Annotated in this window: 9 protein-coding genes and 1 tRNA gene; 7 read left to right on the top strand and 3 right to left on the bottom strand. The window is 46.8% G+C overall.

All coding sequences use genetic code 11. The features are described 5' to 3' along the window. The first annotated feature begins 18 nt into the window (after positions 1-18). Entirely contained in the window at positions 19-594 is a 576-nt protein-coding gene (locus ACRD6K_RS14725; protein ID WP_430973856.1) for a pentapeptide repeat-containing protein, read from the top strand. A 128-nt stretch (positions 595-722) separates the two neighbouring features. Here the strand turns inward: ACRD6K_RS14725 and ACRD6K_RS14720 are convergent, their stop codons facing one another. Both ACRD6K_RS14720 and ACRD6K_RS14715 read right to left on the bottom strand, forming a co-directional pair. Beyond that, positions 723-1538, bottom strand: coding sequence for a hypothetical protein (locus ACRD6K_RS14720; protein ID WP_430973855.1), 816 nt, complete (start codon positions 1536-1538; stop codon positions 723-725). Positions 1539-1750: 212 nt separating this feature from the next. Continuing rightward, positions 1751-2896, bottom strand: coding sequence for an aldose epimerase family protein (locus ACRD6K_RS14715; RefSeq protein WP_430973854.1), 1146 nt, complete (start codon positions 2894-2896; stop codon positions 1751-1753). A gap of 101 nt (positions 2897-2997) precedes the next feature. Here ACRD6K_RS14715 and ACRD6K_RS14710 point away from each other — a divergent pair, with 101 nt between their 5' ends. The 4 genes from ACRD6K_RS14710 to ACRD6K_RS14695 all read left to right on the top strand — a co-directional run bounded on the left by ACRD6K_RS14710 (position 2998) and on the right by ACRD6K_RS14695 (position 10492). Further along, the gene (locus ACRD6K_RS14710; protein ID WP_430973853.1) at positions 2998-3378 is read left to right on the top strand and encodes an HYC_CC_PP family protein; all 381 of its coding nucleotides are present in this window, start codon (positions 2998-3000) and stop codon (positions 3376-3378) included. 123 nt (positions 3379-3501) lie between these two features. Beyond that, positions 3502-7308: an efflux RND transporter permease subunit gene (locus ACRD6K_RS14705; RefSeq protein ID WP_430973852.1), complete on the top strand. Its 3807-nt coding sequence runs from the start codon at positions 3502-3504 to the stop codon at positions 7306-7308. Continuing rightward, complete coding sequence (locus ACRD6K_RS14700; RefSeq protein WP_430973851.1) at positions 7305-8549, top strand: TolC family protein; 1245 nt, start codon at positions 7305-7307, stop codon at positions 8547-8549. The genes ACRD6K_RS14705 and ACRD6K_RS14700 overlap by 4 nt, the downstream gene beginning before the upstream one ends. 44 nt (positions 8550-8593) lie before the next feature. Continuing rightward, entirely contained in the window at positions 8594-10492 is a 1899-nt protein-coding gene (locus tag ACRD6K_RS14695) for an efflux RND transporter periplasmic adaptor subunit (RefSeq protein ID WP_430973850.1), read from the top strand. Between the two features lie 81 nt (positions 10493-10573). Here ACRD6K_RS14695 and ACRD6K_RS14690 read toward each other — a convergent pair. Continuing rightward, positions 10574-10645: transfer RNA gene (locus ACRD6K_RS14690), tRNA-Thr, on the bottom strand. A gap of 67 nt (positions 10646-10712) precedes the next feature. Here ACRD6K_RS14690 and ACRD6K_RS14685 point away from each other — a divergent pair. Both ACRD6K_RS14685 and ACRD6K_RS14680 read left to right on the top strand, forming a co-directional pair. Continuing rightward, a complete protein-coding gene (locus ACRD6K_RS14685; RefSeq protein WP_430973849.1) occupies positions 10713-11084 on the top strand; it encodes a heavy-metal-associated domain-containing protein in 372 nt (123 codons plus the stop codon). An 869-nt stretch (positions 11085-11953) separates the two neighbouring features. After that, the gene (locus tag ACRD6K_RS14680) at positions 11954-12544 is read left to right on the top strand and encodes a c-type heme family protein (protein ID WP_430973848.1); all 591 of its coding nucleotides are present in this window, start codon (positions 11954-11956) and stop codon (positions 12542-12544) included. Positions 12545-12612 lie beyond the last annotated feature (68 nt).

Here is a 12612-nt window from a genome sequence, read left to right as displayed (position 1 = left end):
GCCGCTAAAACAGAGGTTATGCTTGAAATGGCGAATTACGATAAAACTTATCGGCAGGTTGATTTTTCGACAGAAATGCTTGCCGGAAAAGAATTTGATGAATGTCAGTTTATCAATTGCTTGTTTACCGGCTGTGACTTGTCGGAAACCGAGTTTTTGAATTGTAGTTTTGAAGATTGCACGATGATGATGCTTAAGCTGAATGGTACCGGGATGAAAGAGGTTCGGATGAAAGGATGTAAACTGACCGGTTTTGATTTTAGCTTGTGCAACGATTTTTTGTTTCAGGTCGACTTCATCTCTTGCCAACTGGATTATGCGCTGTTTACCGGAAAGAAAATGCGCAAGACACGTTTTTCCGGCTGTTCCGTTATTCAGGCTGACTTTTCGGAGTGTGATTTGACAGAAGCGGTTTTTGATGATTGTGTGCTTACGGGAACCACTTTTTACCGAACCCTGTTGGAGAAAGCTGATTTTCGGACGGCAACCGATTTTTCGTTCGACCCGGATGAAAACCGACTGAAAAAGGCCCGGTTCTCCTTAGAAGGCTTACCAGGTTTGTTACAAAAGTATAACATTCAGATTGAATCTTAATCGAAAGGTTGTTTTGAGGTGAAGGTCGTTTCCCTCAAGCCAAAGGTTGTGCAATAAAAAATCCGTTCCTGTTGTGTTGCAGGAACGGATTTTTTTGGCTCAATCAGGATGGAAATCCTTCGCGAAGCTTAATATTTTTGCAGGGTGATTACTTCCTGTTGATCACCTTTTGGCAACGAAATCTTTAATTCGCTTGCTGTCAGGTTGGCCAAACCTCGAACGTTTTCTCCGGCAGTTGTTGTCCATTCCAGCGTATAAACATCGCCCAGGCCGGAAGGCGACAAGGTGCCAATGGTTTGCAGGTTTTGATAGCCAAGTAGCTCCCCATTGAGCAAAATCAGTTGCTTTCGGCCAGCATCAGCATCTACCAGGTCAATAAAATAGGAGTAATTGTAGAAGAGGTTGGCTGGTTTGTACAACGCTTGCGGATTGGTTGCCTGAGCCTGAACTGTTGGAGCCGGAGCAGCCTCAGGTGCGGCCTGCTCAACCTGTTGTGCCGGAGTTGGAGCCGGAGCAACTGCCACTTGTGGGCTTGCATTCGGGTTGACGGGCAATTGGTTTAAATCCTTGAATGCTTCGGCGATAGCCTCGGCATAGCCTTTTTGAAAGTCCTTTGAGCGTCCGGTTCCTTCCTGCGACCAAACCACCCGGTTGCGGCAGTCTTTCAGTTCAACTTTCAGCTTATTCTTAAACATGTTGTTTATTTTTATCAGGTTGACCGTTAGAACATCGCAAAACTCATCATTGCTCAACTCGGCCTGAAACGTGTTTTCAATCGACTTGGCATTCAATTCATTTTGAATGGACGAGCTGAGCCCGTAAGGATTTAGCCCATTGGCAAAGTCGGGAAACTGCGTTGGAATAATGACATATTTATAAGGTGTTTGGGAATAAGCCAGCACACTAAGAACCAGCAATCCGGTAAGGAGGATAAGTTTTCGCATGATTTAATATTTTCTCAGATTTTCTGACCAAACTTACAAAATTTTCTTGGTCAAGCTGATTTCAATTCTGGTTTTTATTGAGGCTTTTGGGGCACGTTTTTTCAACGTGAGACAATCGCACAACCAATGCTAATGGTTGGTATCCCTTGCTTTTAGAAACGGAAAAAGACCAGCTGACAGACTGGTCTTTTCATTGAATTGGCAAGGTGTGCTTAATTATTTTTTACAGAGAACTTGTAAATCGTTGTTGAATTCAGCGTATCACCGGGCTCCAAAACCGTATTTGGGAAATTGGGGTGATTGGGTGAATCGGGGTAATGCTGGGTTTCCAGGCACAAACCATAACGATGCTCGTAAGTTTTTCCGCTGCGTCCGGTTAAGGTGCCATTTAGGAAGTTGCCGGTGTAAAACTGAACGGCAGGTTCAGTGGTGAAAACTTCCATGTAGCGACCTGACTTGGGCTCGTAAACGCTGGCGCAGAACGTTAGTTCGTTTGCTTCCTGATCCTTATTCAAAATGTAGTTATGGTCGTATCCTCCGGCAACAGCCAACGCAGGCATGTCCGAGTCGATGCGTTCGCCAACAGCATGGGGTGTTGAGAAATCCATATCGGTTCCTTTAATCGAAACAATTTTGCCGGTTGGAATCAGCTCATTATTCAGAACTTCGGTTGTTGAATCGGCATCAATCACAACAATGTGATCCAGAATATCGCCATTGCCTTCTCCTTTTAGGTTGAAGTACACGTGATTGGTCAGGTTAAACGGACAGGCTTTGTCAGTTGTGGCCTGGTAGTCAATTTTCAGTTCGTTTTTGTCGGTTAAGGTGTAGGTTACCGTAACCTCCTTGTTGCCGGGAAAGCCGGAAGCTCCGTCCGGGCTGATCAAGGTCATGGCCACTGCCGGTCCGTCAGCGGTTTTCAGTTCCTTGGCTTCATAAACCTGGCGGTAAAAACTTTGAGTTCCGGAATGTAGGTTGGCTTTGTGGTTATTCACTTCCAGCTTGTACACTTCACCGTTTAGCTCAAACTGAGCATTGGCAATACGATTGGCATAAGGCCCTACAACTGCACCTTGTCCGGCATCCTGGGTTTGGTACTCAGCAATGGATTTGAAGCCTAAGGCAACATCAGTCAGCTTGCCCTCACGGTCGGGAACCAGTATGGAAACAATTTTTGCCCCATAATTGGTTAAGGTCACTTTCATCCCATGGGCATTTTCCAAGGTGTATAACGTTGTTGTTTTGCCATCAATGGTACTTTCAAAATCAGCTTTGGCATACAAAGCATCTTCCTTTTTTTGAGCGGGTTGTTGACAAGCAATTCCTGCGATCAGGAATAGAAATGCGAGTTTTTTCATTGGTTTATTCATTTTGATTAAAGCTAGTTATTATTTCATAAAGGTTGTTAATACTTTTATTGGGTCAAACAAATTTATATAAATTTGCGTTGTAAGTACAGATGACAAAGAAAATTCTTCATATTACAATGTTAGTGATTATGATGGTATCCACCTTAGGATTTACCATCACAAAACACTATTGTGGTGAAGATTTAGTTGATACGTCTGTTTCAGGCAATGTAGAAACCTGCTGCGATATGGAAGAAGGAGACTGCTGCCACAATGAAGCGCAAACCTATCAATTGGATCAGGACTATACGCCTGCCGTGGTGATTAGTCATGTTGATTACATTGCGTTTGTCATTTTTGAAATTCCCCGGTTTGTCATTGAATTACTGGGAGAAACAACTCAATTTTTGAATGTCGCCACCAAGGGAGAGTCGCCTCCCTTCAAAAGGGTGCTCCACTTCCTTTCTGATATTCAGGTTTACCGTTTATGATTTTTTGATTGCCCCGATTTCATTGGGATGAAATCGGATGTGGTAGGCTGTATGCTCGTTGCATATAGTGCTACTTTTTGTCATTTATAGCAATCAAAAAAAAAATCATAAAGTTGAGACGGTATGCTGAATAAATTTATTCGTTTCTTTTTAGAAAACAAGCTGGTAACCTTCCTGTTGCTCCTGGTTCTAGTGGGCTGGGGAATGGTTAACTCACCTTTTCGATGGGACATTGGTATTTTGCCCAATGATCCTGTTCCGGTTGATGCCATCCCCGATATTGGGGAAAACCAGCAAATTGTATATACCGAATGGCCTGGCCGTTCGCCACAGGATATTGAAGACCAAATTTCTTATCCGCTGACCACATCGCTTTTGGGAATTCCCGGAGTGAAAACCATTCGAAGTAATTCCATTTTTGGCTTATCCAGTATTTACATCATTTTTGATGAAGATGTTGAGTTTTACTGGAGCCGCACGCGAATTTTAGAGAAGCTGAATTCGCTGCCACCAGGCACTTTGCCGGCAGATGCTACACCTGCCTTGGGGCCTGATGCTACAGCGCTGGGCCAAATTTACTGGTACACCCTTGAGGGACGCGACAAAGATGGAAATCCGGCGGGAGGTTGGGATCCGCACGAATTGCGAACCATTCAGGATTTTCATGTACGTTATGCATTAACGGCTGCCAAAGGGGTGGCCGAGGTCGCTTCCATTGGAGGATTTGTAAAAGAGTACCAGGTAGATATTGATCCGGCTGCGATGAAAGCTTATGGGGTGACCATTGCGCAGATTATGACTGCCGTGAAAAGCAGCAACCTGGATATTGGTGCCCGAACCCTGGAGTTTAACCGCGCCGAATATTTGATTCGGGCCCTAGGATACATCAAAAATCTGGGCGATTTGGAGGAAAGCGTGGTGGCTGTGCGCGATCATGTCCCGGTTCGGTTGAAGGATGTCGCCAAAATCAACTTTGGGCCGGCCACACGCCGTGGCGGACTGGATAAAGGCGGCGCCGAAGCTGTTGGTGGGGTAGTGGTAGCCCGTTATGGAGCCAACCCATTAGAAGCCATCGAGCATCTTAAAGAAAAAATTGCGGAAATAAGCCCGGGGCTACCTTCGAAAACGCTGGACGATGGTACTGTTTCGAAAGTGACAGTGGTGCCGTTTTACGACCGCACTGGTCTGATTAAAGAAACCTTGGGAACGCTGGAAGAGGCCTTGTCGTTGGAGATTCTGATCAGTATCATCGTGGTCATAGTGTTGGTGCTGAACCTGCGGGCATCGTTGTTAATTTCCAGCTTGTTGCCCATTGGTGTGCTAATCACCTTTATTACCATGCGACAGTTTGGCGTGGATGCCAATATTGTTGCGCTTTCAGGTATTGCTATTGCCATTGGTGTGATGGTTGACGTGGGAGTGGTCTTTTCCGAAAATATTATTCGGCATATTGAGCTGCCCGAAAATGTTGGAAAGAAAGGAAAACAACTTTTGCAGGTCGTTTATGAAGGAACGACCGAGGTGGCTGGTGCAGTAATGACGGCTTTGCTGACGACCATTATCAGTTTCTTGCCGGTGTTTGCTATGGAAGCGGCTGAAGGAAAACTGTTCCGTCCGCTGGCTTTTACCAAAACCTTTGCCATGCTGGCTGCCTTGTTGATCGGGCTGGTGCTCATTCCAACCTTTGCCCATGTGGTTTTTTCGATCAAATATGATAAAAGTCGATCCAAAAAACTCTGGAGTGGCTTGTTGGTGTTGGCAGGTATTGTCCTGGCAGTGTGGTCGGGAAACTACATTGCTTTATCGCTGACGGCTTTTGGAATCAATGGTTGGTTGGCTGATCGGTGGCCGGCCCACCGCCAGCAGTGGGTGAACTACATCAATGTGGGAATCACGCTGGCTGTGGTTGTTTTTTTCCTGACCAAAGCCTGGATGCCTCTGGGGGCACAAAACTCCCTGTTGGTCAACTTCCTCTTCGTCATTTTAATCGTGGGAACCATCCTTGGATTCTTGATGCTTGTTGTGCGTTTTTACCCTCAGATTCTGAAATGGTGTTTGAATCACAAGTGGGCCTTTTTGAGTGTTCCCATTTTGATTATTCTATTCGGAATCACAGCCTGGCAAGGGGTTGACAAGCTGTATGGCTTTATGCCCAAATTTGTGAAGGAAACCAAGCTATGGGCTTCTGCAAGTGAGAAGTTTCCCGGTATTGGAAAAGAGTTTATGCCTACCCTGGATGAAGGTTCTTTCTTGCTGATGCCCACAACCATGCCGCACTCAGGTATTGAGGAAAACCTGGAAGTGATTCGCTTGCTGGATAAAAAAGTGAATGCGATACCGGAGGTTGAAATGGTGGTTGGTAAATGGGGCCGGGTGAACTCCGCGCTTGATCCGGCACCGGTTTCGATGTATGAAAATGTCATCAATTACAAACCGGAATACATGCTGAATGAAGACGGCCACCGCATGCGCTTTAAAGTCAATAAAGAAGGGGCTTTTGTGCTGAAAGATGGCAGTACCTATAATCGGGCCGATGAAGGTTTCCGCCTGATTGAACAAGAAAGACTGGTGGAGGATAAAAATGGCGAATACTTCCGGCAGTGGCGCGATGAAATTCACTCACCTGATGATATTTGGGATGAAATTTTACAGAAGGCAACCATTCCCGGTCTGACCTCAGCGCCCAAGCTGCAGCCTATTCAAACACGGTTGGTGATGTTGCAAACCGGTATGCGTGCTCCGATGGGGATTAAAGTGTTTGGACCCGATTTGGAGAGCATTGAAAAAGTGGGACTGCAACTGGAAACGGAGCTTCAGCATGTGGAAGGGGTCGAGCCCATGTCGGTGTTTGCTGACCGAGTGGTTGGAAAACCATATCTCGAACTGAACATCAAGCGTAAGGCGCTGGCCCGTTACGGCCTGACTGTGGAAAGCCTGCAGGCGGTGATTGGAAGTGCCATCGGAGGCATGCAGCTGACCACCACCGTGGAAGGAAGGGAACGGTTTCCGGTTCGGTTGCGCTATGCCCGCGAATTTCGGGATAACCCCGAAGACCTGCAGTCCATTTTGATTCCGACGCCTTCGGGCATGCAAATTCCGCTGGCCGAACTGGTGGACATGCAATATACCCGGGGACCCCAGATGATTAAGAGTGAAAATACGTTCCTGGTAGGCTATGTCATTTTCGACAAAAAGGAAGGCTATGCCGAAGTTGATGTTGTTGAAAATGCTCAGGCTTATCTGAATGAAAAACTGGAAGATGGCTCGTTTGTGTTGCCGGCCGGTATGAGCTATGTATTCACCGGAAACTACGAAAACCAGATTCGGGCAACAAATCGCCTACTTATTGTGATTCCGATTTCTCTGATTGTGATTTTCCTGATCCTGTACTTTCAGTTTCGCTCTGTAACCTCAACCACCCTGATTTTTTCAGGAATACTGGTTGCGCTTTCAGGTGGCTTTATCATGATCTGGCTGTACGGACAACCTTGGTTTATGAATGGAACCTTGGCGGGGCACAACCTGCGTGATCTGTTTCAGGTGGGAACGATTAACCTGAGTGTGGCCGTTTGGGTGGGCTTTATTGCCCTGTTTGGCGTTGCCACCGATGATGGGGTGCTGATCAGCACTTACCTCAATCAGCTTCGGGAAAAACATACTCCGCAAAGCATCAGCGAAGTGCGGGCCATGGTGTTGGAAGCCGGTTCCAAGCGGGTGCGTCCGGCTATGATGACCACGGCTACGACACTGATTGCACTGATTCCGGTGCTTACCTCAACCGGGAAAGGTTCAGATATTATGGTGCCTATGGCCATCCCCTTGTTTGGAGGAATGACCATTGAGGTGCTGACCATGTTTGTGGTGCCGGTTTTATACAGTATGTGGCAGGAAAAACAGGTGAAAAACCGGACTAAAAAATTAGAATCATGAAACAGAATCCTTTTATAAAATATTTAACCGGGATGTTATTGTTGCTGCTTCTTAGCATGGGGGCGGGAGCACAGGAACAGCTGAATACTTACCTGGTGCGGGCAGCAGAAAACAACCCGAACCTGCAAGCCCGGTTTTACGACTATATGGCAGCCTTGGAGCAAGTGCCCCAGGTGAAAGCTTTACCCGATCCGCAGGTGGCTTTTCCATCGTTCATGCTGCCGGCCGGAGCACGCGTTGGTGTTCAGCAATACAAGTTCTCGGCCACACAAATGTTTCCGTGGTTTGGAACCCTGAAAGCCAGGGAAAATGTGGCCGTACAACAGGCCAAGGTGAAGTATGAGCTTTTTGAGGAAACCAAGTCAGCCTTGTTTAATGACGTTCGTGCGACCTATTACAATTTCTATTTCAACGAAAAGGCCATTCGTATCATTCAGGATAACCTGCTTGTGCTGGAGCGTTTTCGGCGAATGGCAGCCATCAAGGTCGAAGCCGGAATGGTGTCGGCCGTGGATCAGTACCGGCTTGAAATGGAAACGGGGGATCTGGAGAATGAACTGGCTTTGCTGAAAGACCAACGGCAGGTGTTGCAGGTTCAGTTTAATAAGCTGTTGAATGACGATCGCAATCAGCCTATTGATTTGCCGGATGAACTTTGGGAAACCGAAATGGCCCTAAGCAAGACGGCAGCGCTGGATAGTATTCTGAATCAGAATCACCAGCTGCTTAGCCTGGACTTACAACAAGAAGCCTTACGCTTTAAGAAGGAGCTGGCTGAAAAGTCGGGCAAACCCACCTTTTCGCTCGGTATTGATTATTCCATTGTTGAAAAAGGAGCAATGCAGCCCAAAGGGACTGATTCGTTTATGTTTCCGAAGCTTGGCCTGACAATACCACTTTACCGTAGTAAGTACAAGGCGATGGTGCAGCAGGTAGTGTATGAAGAAACGGCGAATGCTTTTGAAAAGCAAAGTTTGTCGAACAGCCTGGAAAGCTTGTTTGAAATTGCCTGGAAAGAGTACCTGGATGCGAAGCGTCGAAAAGCTTTGTATCTGAGTCAGACCGAGCTGGCCGAGAATTCCCTGAGTATTCTGGAAACTGAATACGCCTCCAGCAGTCAGAATTTTGAAGAGATTTTGAGAATGGACCGGAAGCTGCTGGAATATGCCCTGGAACTGGAAAAAGCCAAAACCGATCAACAGGCGGCTATTTCCATGATTCATTATTTGATGGGGAATTAATCGGGAGGTTCAATTAACGTTTTAGACTATCAGAATATATTGTGATGAAAAAATTTAATCAATACATACAAGAAAACTATAAGTTCCTGCTTGGAGCTTTAGTGGTTGGCCTGTTTTTGGGCTGGGTGTTCTTTCATTCTTCAGCCGAAACAGCAAGTTCAAAGTCACTGACTGAAGGCCATGAAGGGCATGATCATGAATCGGATGATCCAACAACTTGGACCTGTTCCATGCACCCGCAGATTCAACAGGAGAAACCGGGCGATTGCCCCATCTGCGGGATGGACCTTATTCCGCTGGCTTCGATGAATGCCGGTGGGGAAGATATTGACCCCAATGAAATTCAGCTGAGTGAATCGGCTGCCAGTCTGGCCAATGTGCAAACCAGCCGTGTGGTAAAAGCCATTCCGAAGAAAACCATTCACATGCAAGGAAAGGTTGAGGCGGATGAGCGCAAGGTCTCCGAACTGACGGCCCGGTTTGGCGGGCGCATTGAAAAATTGTTTGTCAATTTTACCGGGCAGCAAGTGCGCCAAGGTGAGAAGTTGGCTACCATTTATTCTCCGGAATTGCTGGCTGCCCAGCGCGAACTAATGGAAGCCATGAGCTACCGGGAAACGCGTCCGGGACTGTACCGGGCTGCCCGGAATAAGCTGAAGTTGTGGGACCTTACGGATGCGCAGATCGATACGATTGAGGCCTCTAAAACACCGCAGCAGTATTTTGATGTGCTGTCGCCCATTTCGGGCACGGTGAATAGTCGCAATGTGGCTATTGGCGATTACGTGAAAGAAGGACAGCAATTGTTTAAGCTGATCGACTTAAGTAAGCTTTGGGTGATGTTTGATGCTTACGAAAATGACCTGCCCTGGATTAAAGCAGGCGATGAAATGGAGTATACCATTCAGGCTTTGCCTGGTGAAACCTTTACCGGTAAGGTCCGCTACATCGACCCTTTTATTGATCCAACAACGCGTGTGGCAAAGGTTCGTCTGGAGTTGAACAATACACAACAAAAGGTGAAACCCGGCATGTTTAGTTCCGGCGTATTGGAATCTTCGATCGCCAACGAAGCTCAATTGCTGGTTCCTAAATCCGCTATTTTATGGACCGGGAAACGGGCCGTGGTGTATGTGAAAGTGCCGAACCGCGAAACGCCCTCCTTCCTTTACCGCGAAATTGTGTTGGGACCGGTTGCCGGCGACAGCTATGTGGTTGCCGACGGACTGCATGAGGGCGAGGAAATTGCCACCAATGGCGTCTTCAAGATTGATGCCTCCGCTCAGCTTCGTGGCTTGCAAAGCATGATGAATCCGGATGGAGGAATGGGATCAACAGGCCATCAGCACGGTGATATGAACATGGGAGCAAACGCACAAGGTGAACATGCTCAGTTTAAAGCTGCCGGTAATTGCGAAATGTGCAAAGACCGCATTGAAAAAGCGGCACTAGCAGTTAATGGCGTTTTCAGTGCGCATTGGGATGCGGAGCAACAACTGGTCCACTTGCAATACGATTCGAAGAAAACCAATCCGGAGAAGGTGCAGCAGGCCATTGCCAATGCAGGACACGACACCGAAAAATTCAAAGCACCGGATTCGGTATATAATGAACTGCCGGAATGCTGCTTGTTTGATCGGCTGTCTTATACTGCTCAGGCAACTACGTCGGCTAAGGAAGAGCATGCTCATTTTAAGGCTTCGGGTAATTGCGAGATGTGCAAAGACCGGATTGAAAAAGCGGCTTTAGCTGTTGGCGGGGTTTCAAGTGCCCAGTGGAATGCGGAAGAACAAATGATCCATTTGCAGTACGACCCGAAGAAAACGAGTCCGGATAAAGTGCAGTTAGCCATTGCCAAAGCTGGTCATGATACCGAAGAGTACAAGGCACCAGATGCGGTTTATAACGATTTGCCGGAATGCTGCTTGTACCGCGAGGAATAGAATAAAAAGTTTCGGAATCAGGACGTGCCGGATGCTACAACTAAGCCGGGTGCAATACGTCTTGATTCCGAAACGAACCGGAGCCTCTCATGGGAGTCGAACCCACGACCTGCTCATTACGAGTGAGCTGCTCTACCACTGAGCTAAAGAGGCTTAGTGATGTAAAATTAATTGATTCTTACAAGAAAAAGAGAAATAGTAACCCTAAAAAAGAAGTACGATGAAAACAAAAGTGATGATGCTGGCTATCCTGATGATGATGGGTGCCGGAACCGTTTTAGCCCAAAACAAGAGTGAAAAGTTTAAAGTAAAAGGAAACTGCGGCATGTGCGAAAAGCGCATTGAGAAAGCCGCCAAATCGGTTGAAGGAGTGACCCTGGCCGATTGGGACAAGAAAACCAAGATGATGGCCCTCAGCTTTGATGAAAGTAAAACCGACATGGACAAGGTGCAACAAGCCATTGCTAAAGTGGGGCACGACACCCCCAAGCACAAAGCTAAAGAGGAGGTTTATAACGAACTTCCCGGTTGCTGCCAATACGACCGGAGTGAAAAAGCCGCAGAAAAACACGATCACAAGCACGACCATTAATGGAGAACGCTTAGACTGTATTTTTACTCATCGGGCGACTGCAGTCACCCGATGAGTAAAACAGCTAAAAGTATAAGGATAATGAAGTTTGCCGATTCTGCCCCTTGCTTGAGCGAAGCGGTAACGAGGGGAAGCAATAAGGCGGGCTTTTTCGTCCCTGCTTCCATCACTCCTTTCTACAGATCAATTAATTTCTCCTTTAATCCTTAGGTCTAATTCCCTGGAGCAGCCTAATGCTGCGCCAGGGAATATACCCCCGGCAGTAGTGCAGAGGCTTGCTGCTCGATCGAATCATAGATATTCTCGAAATCACAAGGTGTATTCCATCGGGAATATCAATGGTGCGACGTGGAATCATCCTTCTGACACGTCGAATCGGAGCTATGCCATAGAGCAGCAAGCCTATTCGCTAAGGAATAGTCGTAATTCCACATCGAATAATGACAAATACTGACTATCAGTGACAAATTTTTAACCACAGAGCGATACAGAGCAAAAACAACCGATAACTGACAGCTGAAAACAGTCTTCTCAACCGCAAAGGCTTGTTAAAGAATTAAGGAGAAAGGTCTAATAAAACGCTCCTTACGCTGGTGGTTGGATTTCCTTCTCTTCTCGAAGGGAAGGTGTCCCGGCACCCGGGACGGATGGGTTAAGAGAATCAAGGAGACAGGCAGAAGGCACGAGCACACGCACAATCAGACCATCCGAAAATCCGGCAAGCTCTGGTAAATCATCGAAATTCTCTTTCTTCGTTGTTCGTTCTCGAACCTTCCTGTCAGGCAGCTTGTTGGTATCATTGATTTAAACATAAACAAATATTAAAAGAATCACGTATGCCTTACCAACCATTAAAACCAGAAACACTTATGAAAATAATGCCAGTTCTTCTTTTGGGGGCAATGCTCGGTTTATTCTCCTGTACTTCGACCAAGCAACATCCGCCCATTTCAGAAAAAACCTATGCTGATCTAATGGCCAGGGGAGCCGCTATCTCCAATCAAACACAAGCTGTTTTACTCCAGCATGTTGGGCAGGCTATGCAGCAAGGAGGAAGCGAGTATGCGGTGTCCTTCTGCAACTTAAAGGCTTTTCCGCTGACTGACAGCCTAAGCCAGGTTAATCATTGCACGATCGAACGGATTACGGATCGACCACGCAACACAGGCAACAGTTTAAAGAACCAAACCGACAGCTTGATTTGGCAGTGGACCGCCGGGAATCATCAATCAGGACAGCCGAAAGACACCTTGGTTGCCCTGGGCAATCAGTTGCTGTATTACAAACCAATAAAAACGGGGCTGCCGGCTTGCTTGCAATGCCATGGAAGCACGAACGAAATTGCTCCTCAAACCGTTCAAAAGTTACAAGCTCTTTATCCTGATGATCAGGCGACCAACTACCAGTTAAATGAACTCAGAGGATTATGGAAAATCCAATTCCAGATGGCTAACGATTGATTTAAATCCGATCCAGCTTGGTTCTGAAAGACATGATCCGGTGAAAAGTTCGTACTGCTCAAATTGTG

The sequence above is a fragment of the Sunxiuqinia rutila genome (assembly GCF_050589705.1).
Taxonomy (GTDB): Bacteria; Bacteroidota; Bacteroidia; order Bacteroidales; family Prolixibacteraceae; genus Sunxiuqinia; species Sunxiuqinia rutila.
The sequence above is the reverse complement of the archived record's forward strand: the minus strand, read 5'-3'. Positions and strand labels throughout refer to the sequence as shown.